The 18111-nt window shown below is 74.9% G+C and carries 16 protein-coding genes and 1 tRNA gene; 3 read left to right on the forward strand and 14 right to left on the reverse strand.

Annotation, left to right across the window (positions count from 1 at the left end):
• Positions 1-86: 86 nt before the first annotated feature.
• From ACI79Y_RS02140 to ACI79Y_RS02165, 6 genes are all read right to left on the reverse strand, one after another.
• Complete coding sequence (locus ACI79Y_RS02140) at positions 87-1622, reverse strand: sugar transferase (RefSeq protein ID WP_457156908.1); 1536 nt, start codon at positions 1620-1622, stop codon at positions 87-89.
• Positions 1623-1805: 183 nt separating this feature from the next.
• On the reverse strand, positions 1806-2369 hold the full coding sequence (gene pth, locus ACI79Y_RS02145; protein WP_457156909.1) for an aminoacyl-tRNA hydrolase: 564 nt from the start codon (positions 2367-2369) through the stop codon (positions 1806-1808).
• Between the two features lie 93 nt (positions 2370-2462).
• On the reverse strand, positions 2463-3134 hold the full coding sequence (locus tag ACI79Y_RS02150; protein WP_457156910.1) for a 50S ribosomal protein L25/general stress protein Ctc: 672 nt from the start codon (positions 3132-3134) through the stop codon (positions 2463-2465).
• A 390-nt stretch (positions 3135-3524) separates the two neighbouring features.
• Positions 3525-4505, reverse strand: coding sequence for a ribose-phosphate diphosphokinase (locus tag ACI79Y_RS02155; protein ID WP_457156911.1), 981 nt, complete (start codon positions 4503-4505; stop codon positions 3525-3527).
• Positions 4506-4515: 10 nt separating this feature from the next.
• Entirely contained in the window at positions 4516-6045 is a 1530-nt protein-coding gene (gene glmU / locus ACI79Y_RS02160; RefSeq protein WP_457156912.1) for a bifunctional UDP-N-acetylglucosamine diphosphorylase/glucosamine-1-phosphate N-acetyltransferase GlmU, read from the reverse strand.
• Positions 6046-6078: 33 nt separating this feature from the next.
• Positions 6079-6154: transfer RNA gene (locus ACI79Y_RS02165), tRNA-Gln, on the reverse strand.
• 155 nt (positions 6155-6309) lie between these two features.
• On the opposite strand from ACI79Y_RS02165, the gene ACI79Y_RS02170 reads away from it, so the two are divergent.
• Complete coding sequence (locus tag ACI79Y_RS02170; RefSeq protein WP_457156913.1) at positions 6310-6978, forward strand: TetR/AcrR family transcriptional regulator; 669 nt, start codon at positions 6310-6312, stop codon at positions 6976-6978.
• Positions 6979-7036: 58 nt separating this feature from the next.
• On the opposite strand, the gene ACI79Y_RS02175 is transcribed toward ACI79Y_RS02170, so the two are convergent.
• From ACI79Y_RS02175 to ACI79Y_RS02205, 7 genes are all read right to left on the reverse strand, one after another.
• Complete coding sequence (locus tag ACI79Y_RS02175) at positions 7037-8005, reverse strand: 4-(cytidine 5'-diphospho)-2-C-methyl-D-erythritol kinase (RefSeq protein WP_457156914.1); 969 nt, start codon at positions 8003-8005, stop codon at positions 7037-7039.
• 32 nt (positions 8006-8037) lie between these two features.
• Positions 8038-8904 carry a 16S rRNA (adenine(1518)-N(6)/adenine(1519)-N(6))-dimethyltransferase RsmA gene (gene rsmA / locus ACI79Y_RS02180; protein ID WP_457157047.1) on the reverse strand — a complete coding sequence of 289 codons (867 nt, stop codon included), beginning with the start codon at positions 8902-8904 and terminating at the stop codon, positions 8038-8040.
• A gap of 115 nt (positions 8905-9019) precedes the next feature.
• Positions 9020-10117, reverse strand: a complete 1098-nt coding sequence (locus ACI79Y_RS02185) for a ubiquitin-like domain-containing protein (RefSeq protein WP_457156915.1) — start codon at positions 10115-10117, stop codon at positions 9020-9022.
• A gap of 341 nt (positions 10118-10458) precedes the next feature.
• Complete coding sequence (locus ACI79Y_RS02190) at positions 10459-11301, reverse strand: hypothetical protein (RefSeq protein WP_457156916.1); 843 nt, start codon at positions 11299-11301, stop codon at positions 10459-10461.
• A 202-nt stretch (positions 11302-11503) separates the two neighbouring features.
• Positions 11504-12376 (reverse strand): TatD family hydrolase, encoded by an 873-nt coding sequence (locus ACI79Y_RS02195; protein WP_457156917.1) that lies wholly within the window; start codon positions 12374-12376, stop codon positions 11504-11506.
• The gene (gene metG, locus ACI79Y_RS02200) at positions 12373-14196 is read right to left on the reverse strand and encodes a methionine--tRNA ligase (protein WP_457156918.1); all 1824 of its coding nucleotides are present in this window, start codon (positions 14194-14196) and stop codon (positions 12373-12375) included. Before metG ends, ACI79Y_RS02195 begins: the two co-directional genes overlap by 4 nt.
• A 20-nt stretch (positions 14197-14216) precedes the next feature.
• The gene (locus ACI79Y_RS02205) at positions 14217-14861 is read right to left on the reverse strand and encodes a hypothetical protein (RefSeq protein WP_457156919.1); all 645 of its coding nucleotides are present in this window, start codon (positions 14859-14861) and stop codon (positions 14217-14219) included.
• Between the two features lie 203 nt (positions 14862-15064).
• Between ACI79Y_RS02205 and corA the strand changes: the two genes are divergently transcribed.
• The gene (gene corA / locus ACI79Y_RS02210; RefSeq protein WP_457156920.1) at positions 15065-16180 is read left to right on the forward strand and encodes a magnesium/cobalt transporter CorA; all 1116 of its coding nucleotides are present in this window, start codon (positions 15065-15067) and stop codon (positions 16178-16180) included.
• An 89-nt stretch (positions 16181-16269) separates the two neighbouring features.
• Complete coding sequence (locus ACI79Y_RS02215) at positions 16270-17187, forward strand: endonuclease domain-containing protein (protein WP_457156921.1); 918 nt, start codon at positions 16270-16272, stop codon at positions 17185-17187.
• Positions 17188-17239: 52 nt separating this feature from the next.
• Here ACI79Y_RS02215 and rsmI read toward each other — a convergent pair whose 3' ends face one another.
• The gene (gene rsmI, locus ACI79Y_RS02220) at positions 17240-18079 is read right to left on the reverse strand and encodes a 16S rRNA (cytidine(1402)-2'-O)-methyltransferase (RefSeq protein WP_457156922.1); all 840 of its coding nucleotides are present in this window, start codon (positions 18077-18079) and stop codon (positions 17240-17242) included.
• Between the last annotated feature and the right edge of the window lie 32 nt (positions 18080-18111).

Raw genomic sequence — 18111 nt, forward strand, 5'->3', positions numbered from 1 at the left:
GGCGCCGTCTCCGAGCCCGCCGTCACCCGGAGGGAGGAAGGCCCGCGGGGCGTCCCGTCACCCGGCCGGGTCCGTCGCCGCGGCGGTCAGTAGGCCCCGCTGGCGGTGACCACCGCGCGGGCGGTCTTCAAGAGGATCTGGGCGTCCAGCGCCAGCGACCAGTTCTCCACGTAGCGCAGGTCCAGCCGGACCGCCTCGTCCCAGGCGAGGTCGCTGCGGCCGGAGATCTGCCACAGCCCGGTGAGCCCGGGGCGGACGAGCAGGCGCCGGCTCACCGAGGAGTCGTAGCGGGCGACCTCCTCCGGCAGCGGTGGACGCGGCCCGACCAGCGACATCGACCCGGTGAGCACGTTGACCAGCTGCGGGAGCTCGTCCAGCGAGAGCCGGCGCAGCCACCGGCCGACCGGTGTGACCCGGGGGTCCGAGCGCATCTTGAACAGCAGGCCGTCGGCGTCGTTGCCGTCGGAGAGCCCGGCGACCTGGCGGTGCGCTCCGTCGACCATGCTGCGGAACTTGAGCATGGTGAACTCCGCGCCGCCGACGCCCACCCGCTGCTGGCGGAAGAACACCGGGCCGGGCCCGGAGAGCCGCACGGCGACCGCGAGGACGGCGAACACCGGGGCCAGCGCGATCAGCGCGGTCAGCGCGACCGAGCGGTCCAGGGCGCCCTTGACCACCCGCCGCCACCCCTCGAACCGGGGCTGCTCCACCGCGAGCAGCGGCAGCCCCTCGAACGGGCGGATGTGCAGCCGCGGACCGGCCACCTCGACCAGGCCCGGGGCGACGAGCAGCTCCAGCCCGGTGCCCTCCAGCTGCCAGGACAGCGAGCGCAGGTACTGGGCGGCGGTCTCCGAGGCCGACGTCACCGCGACGGTGTCGGCACCGGTCCGTGCGGCGGTCGCGACGACGTCGTCCAGCCCGGCGACCGGCAGGTCGGTGGCCCGGACCACCCGGTCGCGGTCACCTGGGGTGACGCACAGGGCGACGACGTCCAGCCCGGCGTGACCGGTGCTGCGCAGCCGGTCGACCAGTTCCAGGGCGGCGCCGCCGCGGCCGACCACCACGACCCGCTTGCCGCACTCGCCGCGCAGGCGGCGCCGGTGCAGCCTGCGGCGGGCGGCGTACCGGGCGACGAGGGTCGCCAGCGTGAGCAACGGGACGGCGAGGACGACCAGGGCCCGGCTGAGCTCGAGCGCGGCGGCGTAGCTGACGAAGCCGAGGCCGGCGAGCAGCAGCAGGCCGGCGCGGCCGATGCGCCGGAACTCGTCGCTGCCCACGCCGAAGAACCGCTCCTGGTGCGCCCCGGTGGCGCCCAGCAGCAGCGGCCAGACGACCACCAGCGACAGGCAGGCCCACCACAGCGCGCCGCCGGCGGCGCCGTCCCGGGCGACCAGCACGGCGGTGCCGGCGGTGGCCGCCAGGCCGGCCTCGACGCCGATCAGGCGGAGCCGGTGCCAGCGGACCCAGGACGCCCGGTGGCGGTCCGCCCGCGGGGCGGCGGTCAGCTGGGGGACGAGCGCGTCACCGTCCGCGCGCGGGGACGGCACGAGGGTGGAGACGGCCTCCGTGGACTCGGTGCGCAGCAGCAGCAACGTTCCCCCCAGACGATCGATCTCAGTCACTCAGCGTGCGGTCGCTGCGGGCGGGACCGGCTCGAACGGGTGTGATTGACCCAGGAGCGGCCTCCGCAGCAACGCACAGTGACGATCACAGGAAGTCACAGCCGTCAGCAATCGGGCGGGGGGACGTTCACCCGTTGGGACGCCGGAGTCACCCGTCTGCACCGGGTGGAGGTGACCGGTCGTTCAGCTGCGGGGGTGCACCACGTTCTGCGCGGCCTCCAGGCCGCGTTCCAGGAGCAGCTCGGTGGCGTCGGCGGCCTCCGCGATCAGCAGGTCCAGCGTCTTGCGCTCGGTGGCGGAGAAGTCCTTGAGCACGTAGTCGGCGGGGTCCTGGCGCCCGGGGGGACGGCCGATCCCGACGCGGACCCGCAGGTAGTCCTTCGTGCCGGTGGAGCGGGTGATGGAGCGCAGACCGTTGTGGCCGCCCTCTCCCCCGCCGCGCTTGAGCCGCACCACCTCGAAGTCGAGGTCCAGCTCGTCGTGCACGACGACGAGGTCGGTCGCCGGGAGGTGGTGGTAGTCCAGCAGCCCACGCACGGGGCCGCCGGACTCGTTCATGTAGGTGAGCGGCTGGGCGACGACGACCCGGCGGCCGGCCAGGCGCCCCTCACCGGACAGCGCCCGGGCGCGCGGGCCCTTGCCGGCCGAGAGCTTCACCCCGGCCCGGGCGGCCAGCTCGGCGAGCACCATGGCACCCACGTTGTGCCGGTTGCCCGCGTAGCCGGGGCCGGGGTTGCCCAGGCCCACGACGAGGAAGGGCCCCTCGGAGACGGGAGACGCCGCAGGGGCGCCGGCAGCGCCGGCGCCCCTGCGGGTCGTGCTCTCGGTCAGCGGATCGCCTCAGTCGTCGCTGGACTTCTCGGCGGAGTCCATCGACTCACCGCTGCCCTGGTCCAGCGGCTCGGGGACGACGTCGCCCTCGGGGGCGTCGGTCGCGTCGGTGCCCAGGTCGGCCTCGAGCTCGGCCGCCGACGGCGCGCCCAGGAAGCCGATGACCAGCGCCTCCGGGTCGGTGATCAGCGTCGCGCCGGCCGGCAAGGTCAGGTCGGCGGCGGTGATGTTCTCCCCCGCGCCCCGGCCGGTGACGTCCACCTCGATCGACTCGGGCAGGTTCGTCGCGTCGGCCTCGAGGGAGACGGCGTTCAGCTGGTGGTTGCTGATCGCGTCGGGGGCCGCCTGGCCGGTGATGAGGACCGGCACGTCGACGGTGACCTTCTCGCCCCGGCGGACGACCACGAGGTCGGCGTGCTCGTGCACGCGGGTCAGCGGGTCGCGCTGCACGGCCTTGATGAGCACGAGCTGGTCCTTGCCGTCCAGGGTGACGGTGACCAGCGCGTTGGCGCCACCGTTGCGCAGCACCGCGGCGAACTCGAGCGCCGGCACGGACAGGTGGACGACGTCCTGGCCGTGTCCGTACATGACGGCGGGGACGCGGCCGGCCCGGCGGGTGCGGCGGGCGCTGCCCTTGCCGAACTCGGTGCGGGGCTCGGCGACGAGGCGGAAGTCAGCCACGGTGGTGTGCTCCTAGATCAGTGGTCGGGGGCCGGCGCTCGGCGCGCAGCACACCGTGAGGAGCACACGCACGTCGATCACGGAGTCGGACGAACCGCTCCCTCGCCGGGCAACGGGAGCGAGGTTACACGAGCCCCGCCACGAGCCGGCGGGTCGGGGACGAGTGGAGTGACCAGCCGAGAGCATCCGGACCGCCCGCCCCGGAGGGGCGTCTGCGGTCAGCGGCGCGGGGCCGGAGGCTCCCGCCGAGGACCGCAGTCCGGGCCACGGCCGGAGGCCGTCCGCGGCGCCGGCACGGGGCCCGGAGGGTCCCTGCCACCGCCGCGGACAACGGCTCAACGACCGTCGGGGACGGCCGTTGGCCGCGGTGCGATCCGGAGGATCGCAGTCCTACGAAGCTCCCCCGAAGAGGCTGGTCACCGAGCCGTCCTCGAAGACCTCCTTGATCGCCCGGCCGAGCAGCGGGGCGATGGAGAGCACGGTGAGCTTGTCGAACTGGCGGGCCGGCTCGATCGGCAGCGTGTTCGTGACGATGACCTCGCTGACCCGGCTGTTCTTGAGCCGGTCGACGGCCGGGCCGGAGAGCACACCGTGGGTCGCGGCGATGATCACGTCGGCGGCGCCGGCCTCGAAGAGCGTCTCGGCGGCCTTGGCGATGGTGCCGCCGGTGTCGATCATGTCGTCGACCAGGATGCAGACCCGGCCCTCGACCTCACCGACGACGCGGTTGGCGACGACCTCGTTGGGCCGCGTGACGTCGCGGGTCTTGTGGATGAAGGCGAGCGGGGTGCCGCCGAGCTTGTCGCTCCACCGCTCGGAGACGCGGACCCGCCCGGAGTCCGGGGAGACGACGGTGAGGTCGCAGTGCCCCCACTTGCGCTTGACCTCCTCGATGAGGAGGTCCATGGCGAACAGGTGGTCGACCGGCCCGTCGAAGAAGCCCTGGATCTGCGCGGTGTGCAGGTCGACGGTCATCAGCCGGTCGGCGCCGGCGGTCTTGAACATGTCGGCGACCAGCCGGGCGGAGATGGGCTCGCGACCGCGGTGCTTCTTGTCCTGCCGGGCGTAGGGGAAGAACGGCGCGACGACGGTGATCCGCTTGGCCGAGGCGCGCTTGAGCGCGTCGACCATGATCAGCTGCTCCATGAGCCAGGTGTTGATCGGCGCCGTGTGGCTCTGCACCACGAAGGCGTCGCACCCGCGCACCGACTCCTCGAAGCGCACGAACAGCTCGCCGTTGGCGAACTCGTAGGCCGCGGTCGGGGTCGGGGTGACGCCCAGGTGCCCGGCGATCTCGTCGGTCAGCTCCGGGTACGCACGCCCGGAGAAGAGCATCAGGCTCTTGTTGGTGGTCTGCCGGATGGCGCTCATTGCCCCGCCCCTACTGGTCGGCCCCCGAGCCAGCGGACGGGGTGGTGCCCTCGTCCGTGATCGGGATCGGTCCTGCGCCCGCCGCGTCCGCGGCCGGTGCTGCTGATCGCTGCGCCGCTTCCGCGGCCTGCGCCGCGGGGGATCCCGGACGCCTGCGACTCACCCAGCCTGCCACATTCCGCTGAGTGGCCCGGGCCACGCCCATGGCACCCGGGGGGACGTCGCCGGTGATCACGGAGCCGGCGGCGGTGTAGGCGCCGTCCCCGACGGTGACCGGCGCCACGAGCATGGTGTCCGAGCCGATCCGGACGTGGTCGCCCACGGTGGTGTGGTGCTTGGCCACGCCGTCGTAGTTGACGAACACGGTGGCGGCGCCGATGTTGGTGCCCTCGCCGATCGTCGCGTCGCCCACGTAGGACAGGTGCGGCACCTTCGATCCCGCGCCGAGCTGGACGTTCTTCGTCTCGACGTAGGCCCCCACCTTCGCCTTGCGGGCCAGCCGCGAGCCGGGGCGGAGGTAGCTGAACGGCCCGACGGAGGCCTCCGGGCCGATCTCGGCCAGGTGGACGTGCGACCGGACCACGGAGGCGCCCTCCCCCACCTCGGTGTCGACGAGGGTGGTGTCCGGGCCGACGACCGCACCGGCGGCGACGGTGGTGGCCCCCAGCAGCTGGGTGCCGGGGTGCAGCACGGCCTCGGCGGCGACCTCCACGGTGACGTCGACCCACGTGGTCAGCGGGTCGACGACGACGACACCGGCCCGCATCAACCGGTCGAGCACCCGGTCGTTGAGCGTGCGGCGGCGGGCGGCCAGCTCCCGCTGGTCGTTGCAGCCCAGGGTGTCGTCCGGGTCGTCGGCCCGGTGCCCGCCGACCGGCCGCCCGTCGGCGACGAGCAGGCCGAGCACATCGGTGAGGTACTGCTCGCCCTGCTGGTTGGCCGAGCCGACCCGGGTCAGCGCCTCCCGGACGGCGGCGGCGTCACCGACGTAGACCCCGGCGTTGACCTCGGCGATGGCCCGCTGCGCGGCGTCTGCGTCCTTCTCCTCGACGATGGCCCGCACCGCGCCGTCGTCGTCCCGGACGATCCGCCCGAGGCCGGTCGGGTCGTCGACCTCGGCGGTGAGCACGGTGAGGACGGCGCCCGCGGCCGAGTGCGCGGCGACCAGCCCGCTGAGCGTCTCCGAGCGCACCAGCGGGGCGTCGCCGTTGAGGATGACCACCGAGCCGGTGAGCTCGGGCAGCGCGTCGAGGGCGACGGCGGCGGCGTGGCCGGAGCCCCGCTGCTCCTCCTGCACGACCGGCCGGGCGAGCGGTGCGGTCCGCGCCAGGTGTTCCTCGACGGCCTCGCGCCCGGAGCCGACGACGACGACCGTCTGCGTGGCGCCCAGCGGCTCGGCCGCGGCCAGGACGTGCCCGAGCAGGCTGCGGCCGCCGATCTCGTGCAGCACCTTGGGCGTGCGCGAGCGCATCCGGGTGCCCTGCCCGGCGGCGAGGACGATGACGGCGCCGACGGCGGCACGGGGGTCGGACGGGCTCACGGGTCTCCTCGGCAGGGGTGCGGGGGTGTGCGCTGGCTGGGGGACTCGGACTCGAACCGAGACTTCCCGGCTCCAAAGGCCGGCGGGCTGCCGATTACCCCATCCCCCATCCGCGCGGGGCCCCGCGCGGGTGGCGCGGCCGGCGGTCGCGAGCGACCGGGGCCGTCCTGAGCGTAGGGCCGCGCCCCGATCGGGGCATCCACCACCGCCCGGCGCGGACCGGGTGACCGCCCCGGCCGGCGCCTCCCGGGGCACCATGGGGCGATGAGCACCCCGGGGCCGGCGGCCGGCAGCGCACCCTCCGGCGGCGGCACGGGCCGTCCCCGGGTGCGGATGACCGGCGCCCAGCGGCGCAGGCAGCTGCTGGACGTGGGCCGTGAGCTGTTCGCCGAGCGCGGCTACGAGGCCACCTCGATCGAGGAGATCGCAGCGCGCGCCGACGTCTCCAAGCCCGTCGTCTACGAGCACTTCGGCGGCAAGGAGGGCCTCTACGCGGTCGTCGTCGACCGGGAGATGCAGCAGCTGCTGGACCGCTTCGCCTCCGCCCTGTCGAGCGGCGGGCACCCGCGGGAGCTGACCGAGCGGGCCGCGCTAGTGCTGCTGGACTACATCGAGGAGGAGACCGACGGCTTCCGGGTGCTGGTCCGCGACTCCCCGGTGGCCGGCACCCAGGGCGGCTTCTCCTCGCTGATCAGCGAGGTCGCCAGCAAGGTGGAGCACATCCTGGGCGAGAACTTCGCGCTGCGCGGCTACGACCCGGGGCTGGCCGAGCTCTACAGCCAGGCGCTGGTCGGGATGGTCGCGCTCACCGGGCAGTGGTGGCTGGACACCCGGTCACCGGACAAGCGGGAGGTGGCCACCCACCTGGTCAACCTCGCCTACAACGGGTTGTCCCACCTGGATCCGGAACCCCGGCTCCGCGACCGCCGCTGAGCCGGCCCCCTCCAGAGGCTCGTCCCGGGCGTGCGCGGGACGAGGAGGAGGGGGTCCTTCATCCGACGAGGCGGGCGCCGGGGACCGGCCCGTGCACCGCGCGGACCGTCCGGAACACCCCGGCCCCGGCCAGCTCCGCCGCCAGCGCGACGGCGGCGTCCTCGTCCTCCGCGAGCGCGGCGACGGTCGGGCCGGACCCGCTGACCAGCGCGGCGCGGGCACCGGCCTCGGAGGCCGCGCGCAGCGCCCGGCCGAGCTCGGGGCGCAGCCGCAGCGCCGGCGCCTGCAGGTCGTTGCCGAGCACCGCGGCCAGCGCTGACGGCGGCCCGCTGCGGAGGGCGGCGATCACCGGCTCGGTGCCGGCCTCGGCCCCGCTCCCCGGTACGGCCCCGGCGTCCCGCAGCGCGTCGAGCTCGCGGTAGACGGTCGGCGTGGACAGGCCGTCGCCGGCGATGCCGAGCACCCAGTCCCAGCGACGGCGGGCCAGCACCGGGGACAGCTGCTCCCCTCGCCCGGTGCCCAGCGCGACGCCGCCGAGCAGGCTGAAGGGGACGTCGCTGCCCAGCTCGGCGGCGAGCCGGGTCAGGTCCCCGCGGGTCGCGTGGGTGCCCCACAGCGCGTCCAGCGCGACCAGCGCGGCGGCGGCGTCGGCGCTGCCCCCGGCCAGCCCGGCCGCGGCCGGGATCGACTTGTCGATCTCCAGGTGGGCGTCGGGCCGCACCCCGGCGTGCCGGGCCAGCAGCTCCGCCGCCTGCCACACCAGGTTGCCCCGGTCGGTCGGCACGGTGCCGGCTCCGCGGCCGGCCTCGCTGCCCTCCCCGCGCAGGCTCAGCGACAGCCCGTCGCCGGGGCGCACGGTGACGGTGTCGAACAGCGAGACGGCCAGGAAGACCGTCTCCAGCTCGTGGAAGCCGTCGGGCCGCAGCGGCCCGACCCCCAGGTGCACGTTGATCTTGGCCGGCGCACGGGCGCTCACCGCACCGTTGCCGGCGAGCCGGCCGGGGCCACCGGCGGTCGCGTTGCTCACCGGAGCACCCTGCCCGTCGTCGCCGGCATCCGCTACCCGCCCACCGGGTCGGTCGCGGCGAGCCGGGCGAACTGCTCGACGGAGAGCTGCTCGCCCCGGGTGGTGGGGTCGATGCCGGCGGCGCGCAGCCGCTGCTCGGCCAGGGCCGGGCTGCCCGCCCAGCGGGCCAGCGCCGCACGCAGGCCCTTGCGCCGGGTGGCGAACGCGGCGTCGACGACGGCGAAGGTGGCGGCCCGGTCGCCGGACGGGTGCGGGCGGCGGGTCAGCGCCACCAGCCCGGAGTCGACGTTGGGCACCGGCCAGAAGACCGGCCGGGGGACGTTGCCGGCCCGGCGGACGTCGGCGTACCAGGCGGCCTTCACGCTGGGCACCCCGTAGGCGGGGCTGCCGGGCCCCGCGGCGAGCCGGTCGGCGACCTCGGCCTGCACCAGGATCAGCGCGCTGCGCAGCGAGGGCAGCAGCTCCAGCAGGTGCAGCAGCACCGGCACGGCGACGTTGTACGGCAGGTTGGCGACCAGGGCCGTCGGCGGGGGGCCGGGCAGCTCGGTGACCCGCAGCGCGTCGGCGGTGACCACGGTGAGGTGCCCGGCCAGCTCGGGCAGCCGGTCGGCCACCGTGTGCGGGAGCTGGTCGGCCAGCCGGGGGTCGATCTCCACCGCGGTGACGTGCGCGCATGCGCCGAGCAGCCCCAGGGTCAGCGAGCCGAGGCCGGGGCCGACCTCCAGGACGACGTCGTCGGGCGCGAGGTCGGCCGTGCGCACGATCCGCCGGATCGTGTTGGCGTCGTGCAGGAAGTTCTGCCCGAGGGTCTTGGTGGGGCGCAGGTCGAGCTGCTGGGCCAGCTCGCGGATCGCGGCCGGGCCCAGCAGCCCGCCGGGCTGCTCCGGTGTGGTGCTCAGGACCGGCCCCGCTGCAGGGGCCCGCTGCGAGCGTCCACGGCCCCCGTCAGGGCACCGCCCCGAGCGTGCGAGGGGTGGGGGGAAGGGGGTCCCTCCAGGGGGGCGGGGTCCTCCATCAGCCGAACAGGCGGGGCCCGCAGTGCGGCCACTGACCGGCGCCGGAACGCGCGTAGAGCATCTGGGCCCGCATCGTCTGCTCCTCGGCCGAGGCGGCGGCCGGGTCACCGGAGCCACCGACGGCGGCCCAGGTGCTCGTCGAGAACTGGTACATGCCGCGGTACTTGCCGGTGCCGCTGACGGCGTCGGCCCGGCCACCGGACTCGCACTTGGCCAGCGCGGCCCAGTTCAGCCCGTCGGCGGTCGCCGGGACGGCACCGGCGGGCCGGGGCTTGGTGCCGACGGTGACCAGCTGGTCGACCGGGGCCTTGGTGACGGCGGTGGACAGCTGCTCGCGGCCGGTCTCGACGCCGTCGGTGACGGTGACGCGCCAGGTGACGGTCTGCTCCCCGGGGACGCCCTTCTGGGTCACCGTCTTCTGCCCGGTGACGACGTTCGGGTCCGGGGTCTCCACGGTGGCGAAGTCGACCGGCTGGACCTCGACGACCTCGGCGACCTGGACCCGGGTCACCTGCAGCACCATCGCGTCCAGCAGCGGCTGCTCCGGGTAGAGCGAGATCCGGTCGGTCGCCGACAGGGCGATCCCGTGCTCGGCCAGCAGCTCGCCGGCGGTGGCAGCGGTCGTGGTGAGCGTCCGGTGCTGCCCGTCGGCGATGAGGGTGACGTCCTTGCTGGTGCTGATCGCCAGGTCCATGCCGTCCAGCGGCACCCGCTCGCTGCGGGACGCGGAGAGGACCAGGTCGTCCCCGCGCAGGCCCAGCTCCTGCAGGGCGCCGTCGACCGAGAGGGCCGTGGTGAGCACCTCGCTGCGCACGCCGTCGACCGTCAGCGTCAGCGGGCGGGCCCGGTTGAGGACGACGGTGTCACCGTCGCGCACCACCGAGTCGGCGGTGGGCAGGACCACGTCGTGGGCGGCCGGCGTCAGCCCCTCGTCGGCGAGCACCTCACCGGCGGTGCCGGCGTAGGTGCTGATCTCCCGCGACTGGCCGTCGATGGTGAGGGTCACCGACTTCTGGGCGAGGTAGAAGGCGGCGGAGCCGCCGACCAGGCCCAGCAGGACCAGGGCGAACAGGCTGACTCGGAGCGATCGGCGCACAACACATCCAGGTTCACAGGACCCGGGCAGGGGAACCGGGCAGCAGGCGGTGGGCTCCACCGGAGAGGTGGCGCCCCGGACCATGCGGACCCGTCGTCGTCGTGTTCCCGGCTCTCCCGGGACGGTGGACGACCACCTGGGCGTTCCCCACCCCGGCTGTCGGTCACGACACGATAACGAACGGGCTCGCTGACACAACCGTGCTGGAACAGCAGATCACCGTGTCGACACGTCGCTTCGCAGGCACGCCGACACGGGGCGTGAGGCTGGACGGCGTGTCCGCGCGTCGTCCACCGATCAGTGGCGTGGGCAACGGCACACGGGTGCGTAGCCGCTGAGCCTCAGGTCAGCGCCGGGGAGCGCTGCTGGACCGGCCGCAGCCAGGTGACCAGGAAGCCGGCCACCGCCAGCCCGGCCACCAGGGTGGAGAAGCCGCCGGCCACCAGCGCCACCGGCACCAGCCCACCGGCGTCGGAGGTGACCCGCTCGTCGAGGTCGATGGCCGCCCGCAGGAGCAGCGCCCCTGCCGGGAGGAGCGTGAGCACGCTGGCGGCTGCGACCACCAGGTGCGCGGTCCAGGTGCGCTGGGCCTCGTCGACCGGCACGTCGGCGCCCTCGGCGGGCAGCGACCGCAGCAGCACCCGCAGCAGCGCGACCTCGGCCAGCACCCAGCCGGTCAGCGGCGCGACCAGGGCCGCCACCAGCACCGGCTCCGCGAGGTCCTCGCGCAGCAGCAGCGCGATCGCCACCTCCCCGGCGACGGCGCCGCGCATCGTCCACAGCAGCCAGGGGGAGATCTGGTCCGACCGGCGCGGCCGGCGGGCCGGGGTGGCGGCGGACCAGCGCGGGCGGGGCCGGGTGGCCTCGGCCAGCAGCACGCCGGCCAGCAGCCCGGCCGCCAGCAACGGCACCCAGAGGAACACCGAGGCCTCGGCGAGCAGCACCACCGAGGCGATGACCCCGGCGATGCCGAGCACCAGGCCCAGCCGGCGCAGCCGGCGGCCGTGCGCGGCCTGCCGCTGCAGCTCCGTCGCCGTCCCCGCGCTCACCGGGACGAAGGCGACGGCGGCAGCCGCCACGGCCCGTCGGCCGGCAGCATGCGCCCATGCCCGGACGAGCAGCGCCGCGGGTGCCATCAGGGCGATGAACAGCACGACGGCGATGAGGCGACCCACGCCTCTCATTGTCGTCCTTCCGGACGACACCGCCACCATGCTCGTCGCGACGCTCCGCGCCGCACCGCGACCAGGTGCCGGTCCGACCGCCGCTGAGCCGCTGCCCTCGGCTGCGCCGGGAGGCCTCCGGCCCCCGCGGCACCGCTGATCCGGCTCCCTGCCGTCCCCGGCTCCTCCTGGTCCGTTCAGCGGCCCCCGACGGAGAAGGCGCCTACTCCTCCCAGGGGCCGAAGACACGCTCCGCGGTGGCGGTGAGCGCGCCGCACAGCTGCTCGAGGTCGGTGCCGGTGACCTCGGCCAGCGCCCGCACCGTGTGCGGCACCAGCCGGGCCGCGTTGGGCCGGCCACGCAGCGGTGCCGGGGTGAGGAACGGGGCGTCGGTCTCCACCAGCAGCTGGTCCAGCGGGGTCAGCGCGGCGGCCTCCCGCAGGTACCCGGCGCTGCCGAAGGTGAGGGTGCCGGCGAAGGAGAGCACGTAGCCCCGGTCGATGCACTGCCGGGCGAACGCGGCGTCGCCGGAGAAGCAGTGCAGCACCGTGTGCTCGGGCGCGCCCTCCTCGGCCAGCACGCGCAGCACGTGCTCGTGCGCGTCGCGGTCGTGGATGACCAGCGCGGTGCCGTGCCGCTTGGCGATGTCGATGTGCGCCCGGAACGACGCCTCCTGCGCGGCCCAGCCGTCCTCGCCGGTGCGGTAGCGGTCCAGGCCGGTCTCCCCCACCGCCCGGACCCGCGGCTGCGCGGCCAGCCGGTCGATCTCGGCCAGCGCGGCCTCGGTGGCCGCACCCGCGCCGGCGTCGTTGGGGTGCAGCGCGACGGCGGCCAGCACGTTCGGGTGCCGGTCGGCGAGCGCGGCCGACCAGCGCGAGGACTCGACGTCCACGCCGACCTGCACCAGCCGCGGGACGCCGACGGCGACGGCCGCCGCGACCGCCTCGTCGACCTCCGCGTCGGTGGGCGCCCGGTCGTCCCCGCCCACGGCGATGTCGAAGTGGGTGTGGCTGTCGACCGCCGGCGCCGGCAGTGGTTCCGGGGACGGCGGCGGCTCGCCCCGCCGGTTGGCCCGGGACGCGGCCGACCGGCTCATGCCTCGCCGTTCCCCGTGCCGCCCTGGCCGCCCTCCTCGAGCCGGCGGAGCTCCTCCTCCACGATCGACTCGTCGAGCTTGGTGAAGACCGGCTTCGGCGGGGCCAGCGGGGTGCCCGGCGGCGGCAGCGGCGTGGAGGCCCAGACCGCCTGCCCGGCCGCGTAGTCGCCGGTGATCACCGGGTACGGCGATCCGTCGTCCAGGTCCTCGGTCTCCACCACGCTCGGCGCGACCGACCAGCTGCCGGTGCCACCGATCAGCTCGTGCACCTGCTGCGCGGAGTGCGGGAGGAACGGCGTCAGCAGCGCGTTGCAGTCCTTGATCGCCTGCAGCGCGGTGTGCAGCACGGTGTCCCGGCGGGCCGGGTCCTCCTTGAGCTTCCACGGTGCCTGGTCGGACAGGTACCGGTTGGCCTCGGTGACCACCCGCATCGCCTCGGTGGCCGCCGCCTTCTGCCGGTTGCGCCCCAGCAGCTCGCCCACGGGGGCGAAGGCCCCCGAGGTGGTGGCCAGCAGCGCCCGGTCGGCGTCGGTCAGCTCGCCCGGGGTCGGGATGGCGCCGACGTTCTTGGCGGCCATCGACACCGAACGGTTGACCAGGTTGCCCCAGCCGGCGACCAGCTCGTCGTTGTTGCGGCGCCGGAACTCCGCCCAGGTGAAGTCGGTGTCCTGGTTCTCCGGGCCGGCGACCGCGATGAAGTAGCGCAGCGCGTCGGCGTCGTAGCGGGACAGGAAGTCGCGCACGTAGATGACCACGTTGCGCGAGGAGGAGAACTTGCGCCCCTCCATGGTGAGGAACTCGCTGGAGACCACCTCGGTGGGCAGGTTCAGCGCACCGTAGGAGCCCGGGGTCCCGCCCTTGTCGCCGGCGCCGTTGTACCCGAGCAGCTGGGCCGGCCAGATCTCGGAGTGGAAGACGATGTTGTCCTTGCCCATGAAGTAGTAGGCGTCGGCGTCCGGCGACTGCCACCACTGCCGCCACGCCTCCGGGTCGCCGGAGCGGCGGGCCCACTCGATGGACGCCGACAGGTAGCCGACCACGGCGTCGAACCACACGTAGATCCGCTTGTCGTTGCGGTCGCGCCAGCCGTCCAGCGGCACCGGCACGCCCCAGTCGATGTCCCGGGTGTAGCTGCGCGGCTTGAGGTCCTCCAGCAGGTTGACGCTGAAGTTGAGCACGTTGGAGCGCCAGTTCGTGCGGGTGGCCAGCCAGTCGCCGAGCGCGCGGCTGAACGCCGGCAGGTCGAGGAAGTAGTGCTCGCTCTCGACGAACTTCGGCGTCTCGCCGTTGATCCGGCTCACCGGGTTGACCAGGTCGGTCGGGTCGAGCTGGTTGCCGCAGTTGTCGCACTGGTCGCCGCGGGCGCCGTCGTAGCCGCAGATCGGGCAGGTGCCCTCGATGTAGCGGTCGGGCAGGGTGCGCCCGGTCGACGGGCTGATCGCGCCCAGCGTCGTCTGCGGGAAGACGTAACCGTTCTTCAGCAGGCCGAGGAAGATCTCCTGGCTCACCGCGCGGTGGTTGGCCGTCGTCGTCCGGGTGAACAGGTCGTAGCTCAGCCCGAGGCTCGCCAGGTCGTTCACGATCACCCGGTTGTTGCGGTCGGCGATCTCCCGGGGGGTGAGGCCCTCGGCGTCGGCGGCGACGGTGATCGGCGTCCCGTGCTCGTCCGTGCCGCTGACCATCAGCACCTGGTCGCCGGTCATCCGGTGGTACCGGCTGAACACGTCGGACGGGACGCCGAACCCGGAGACGTGGCCGATGTGCCGCGGGCCGTTGGCGTAGGGCCACGCGACGGCGGTGAGGATGTGCCGATCAGTCACGGCACGAGGGTACGGGGAGGTCAGGGGGCGTCGACCACGGCGGCGGTGCTGGGCGGAGGCGCCTCCGTGGCGGGGGCGCCCAGCAGGGCGACGGCGGTGAGCGCCAGGCCGATGCAGGCGACCGTCACCAGCCGGAGGTCGCGGTGCTCGACCACGGGGACGGTGCGCCGCGCGAGGCGCGGGCGCCCACCGGCGGCGACCCAGGCCCCGGCCGACGGGCTGGTGGCCAGCAGCAGCTTCCCGGTCGGCACGCCCAGGGCGACCAGCGCCAGGCCGGGCAGCGGCAGCCCCCCGGCCACGGTGAGCTCGGCGCCGAGCAGGCCGGCGGTGCCGACCACCGCCAGCAGTGCGATCTCCGCGCAGCTGACGCCGACCAGCAGGCCCCGCCCCGCGCCGTCGACCAGGCTGGCCCCGCCACCGGCGGCGAGCACCACCCAGCCGGCCAGCAGCAGCAGGCTGACCGCCACCAGGAGCCCGGAGGGTCGCACCCCGGTGCCGAAGAGGCCGTCCAGCCCGGCCAGGCCGAGCGCGAGCAGACCGAGCGCCTGCACCACGGCCAGCACCCCCGCGGCGACCACGGTGGCCGGCAGCCGCAGCGGTCGGGCCGCGACCGGGGCCGACGGGCGGGCGGCCGCACGGGGGACGTCGAGGACTGCGCTGGTCACGGGAGCTCTCCGGGCCGGGGACGGGTGTCACCGGTTCCGTCGGCCCCTGCGGGCAGGCGCCCGAGCGCCATCGGCGGGCACTCACCCGGAGGGGTGAGGCCCCGGCGCGGCCCCGGGTGGGCGGTGCGGTCCAGCAGCGGTGATCATCGACGCGGGGTGAGCCCGGGCCCACCCGCGCTCCCCACGACCACTCGAGGAGAACCGTGAGCGAGACCGACCCCCGCGCCCAGCGACCTGCCGGGGCCCCGCCGGCGGCGACGCTCCCCGAGACGGTGCGCCCGCGGCCGGCCGGGGCGCCGCGACTGCCACGGCGGTCGACCCGCGACACCCCCGACCCGGTCGTCGACTGCGCCGTCTACGTGGCGGGCGAGCGGTACGACACGCCTCCCGACCAGGCGCTGGCAGTGGCCCGCGAGCAGGGCGGGTACGTGTGGCTGGGGCTGTTCGAGCCCACCGAGGAGGAGCTCACCGCCATCGGCGAGCACTACGGCCTGCACCCGCTGGCCGTGGAGGACGCCGTCTACGCCCACCAGCGGCCCAAGCTGGAGCGCTACGACGACGCGCTGTTCATGGTGCTGAAGACGGCGCGGTACGTGGAGCACGACGAGCTGACCGCCACCAGCGAGGTGGTGATGACCGGCGAGATCATGGTGTTCGTCGGCACCGACCACGTGATCACCGTCCGGCACGGCAACCACAGCGAGCTCAGCCGGCTGCGCAAGGCGCTGGAGCAGCAGCCGGACCTGCTCTGCCACGGCCCGGCCGCCGTCCTCTACGCCATCGCCGACCACGTCGTCGACGACTTCGTCGAGGTGGCCGAGGCGGTCGAGGACGACGTCGAGGAGCTCGAGGTCTCGGTGTTCAGCCCGGCGCGCACCGACGACACCCCGCGCATCTACCAGCTCAAGCGCGAGCTGATGCAGCTGCGCCGGGCGGTGGGCCCGCTGGAGCTGCCGCTGTCCACGCTGGCCGACCGGCCACTGGAGCTCGTGCCAGAGGGCATGCGCTCGTACTTCCGCGACGTGCAGGACAACGCGCTGCGGACCCGAGACCAGGTGAGCGGGCTCGACGAGCTGCTGTCGAACATCCTGCAGGCGGCGCTGGCCCGGATCTCGGTCGCGCAGAACGAGGACATGCGCAAGATCTCGGCCTGGGCCGGCATCATCGCGACCCCCACGCTCATCGCCGGGATCTACGGGATGAACTTCGACGTGATGCCCGAGCTGCACCAGGTGTGGGGCTATCCGGCGGCGCTCCTGCTGATGGTCGGCGTCTGCTTCGGCCTGTACCGCGGCTTCAAGCGCAGCGGCTGGATCTGACCCCTCCTCCCCTCGTTCGCTCCGCTGTTGTGCGCTGATCGTCGGTCCGCCGCTGCAGGACCGACGATTCGTGCACAACGGACGGGCCTGTGGACGGTGACGGCGGGACACCGGCCCAGACCGGCAGGGTGCTGCGGGTGCTGGCCGTCCCCGACCACCTCCGCTCCGTCCCGTTCCGCGGCTCCGCGGCCGTCCGGGACGGCGCCCTGACCCCTGCGCAGTTGCGGAGGCGCTGCTGGCTCCGCCTCTTCCCCGACGTCTACGTGCACCGGGACGTCGAGGTCACCCACGAGCTGCGGGCTCGCGCGGCCGGCGCCCTGCTGTTCCCCGACGACGTGGTCACCGGCGTCAGCGCGGCCGTCCTGTGGGGTGTCCCGCTCGCGAACGCGGTCGACGACGTTGAGGTCACCCGCTGGCGCGGCAGCCACCCGGTACGGGTACCCGGGATGCACGTACGGCGCGCGGAGCTCGAGGACCGGACCGTGGTCTGGGACCGCGGCGTCCACCTGACGACGCCCGAAGCGACCGCCGTCCGGCTGGCTGCCGCGCTTCCGCTGGACGACGCCGTCGCCGCGGTCGACCAGCTGGTGGTGGCCGGCGCCCAGCTGGACGAGGTGCGCTGGCAGGCCGGCATCGCAACGGGCCCCGGCTGCCGTCGTGCGCGGCGGGCGGTGGCGCTGGCCGACGGGCTGGCCGGGTCACCCCAGGAGACGCGGGTGCGGCTGCTGATCGGCCGGAGCTCGCTGCCCGTGCCCGTGGCCCAGTTCGAGGTCCGGCACGACGGCCGGTTCGTGGCGCGGGTGGACTTCGCCTGGCCGGCACAGCGCCTGGCTCTGGAGTACGACGGGCTCTGGCACGCCGAACCCGGTCAGTTCGGCCGCGACCGGGAGCGGCTGAACCGGCTGACGGCCGCGGGCTGGCGCGTGGTCTTCGTGACCAGCGGCGACCTCCGATGCCCCGAGCAGCTGATCGCCCGCATCGCCGCTGCCCTCGCCGGTGTGCAGTGATCGTCGGTCCAGGTGAGACGAACCGACGATCAACGCACGACGGCGCGCGGGGTCAGGAGGACTTGGCGGCGACGACGGCGTCGTAGACCACCCGCCGGGGCAACCCGGTGCGCGCCACGACGGTGCGGATGGCCTCCTTGCGGTCGGCGCCGGCGGCCTCCTCGGCGGCGACCTCGGCCGCCAGCTCCGCCGGCTCCAGCGACACCGGGCCCGCGACCGCGCCGGCCACCACCAGGGTGATCTCCCCGCGCACGCCGTCGGCGGCCCATGCGGCCAGCTCCGCGAGCCCGCCGCGGCGGACCTCCTCGTGGGTCTTGGTCAGCTCGCGGCAGACGGCGGCGGGCCGGTCCGCGCCGAAGGCCCCGACCGCGTCGGTGAGCGCGTCGGCCAGCCGGTGCGGGGACTCGTAGAAGACCATCGTGCGCGGCTCGGCGGCCAGCGCGGCCAGCGTCGAGCGCCGTTCCCCGCCCTTGCGGGGCAGGAAGCCCTCGAAGGTGAACCGGTCGCACGGCAGCCCGGACACGGCGAGGGCGGTGACGACGGCGGACGGGCCGGGCACCGAGGTCACCTCGACGCCGGCCTCGATGGCGGCGCGCACCAGCGTGTAGCCGGGGTCGGAGACGGACGGCATGCCGGCGTCGGTGATCAGCAGGACGGTGCGGCCCTCGGTCAGCGCGGCGACCAGCCCGGGCAGCCGGGCCCGCTCCACGGACTCGTGGAACGTCACCACCTTCCCGGTGAGGGTCACCTCGAGGTCCTTGGCCAGCCGGTGCAGCCGCCGGGTGTCCTCGACCGCCAGGACGTCGGCCTCGGCCATCGCCCGCCGCAGCCGCGGACCGACGTCGCCGGGCTGGCCCAGCGGCGCACCGCCGAGCACGAGTCGTCCAGTCACGGTGCCGAGCCTGTCACGCCCGTGCTGACAGG

The organism is Modestobacter sp. SYSU DS0875 (assembly GCF_054050915.1).

Coding starts and splice junctions, on each gene's coding strand:
- ACI79Y_RS02155 (WP_457156911.1), bottom strand. CDS start 4,505: ATGAGCGCCATCCGGCAGACCACCAACAAGAGCCTGATGCTCTTCTCC.
- ACI79Y_RS02170 (WP_457156913.1), top strand. CDS start 6,310: ATGAGCACCCCGGGGCCGGCGGCCGGCAGCGCACCCTCCGGCGGCGGC.
- ACI79Y_RS02190 (WP_457156916.1), bottom strand. CDS start 11,301: ATGAGAGGCGTGGGTCGCCTCATCGCCGTCGTGCTGTTCATCGCCCTG.
- ACI79Y_RS02195 (WP_457156917.1), bottom strand. CDS start 12,376: ATGAGCCGGTCGGCCGCGTCCCGGGCCAACCGGCGGGGCGAGCCGCCG.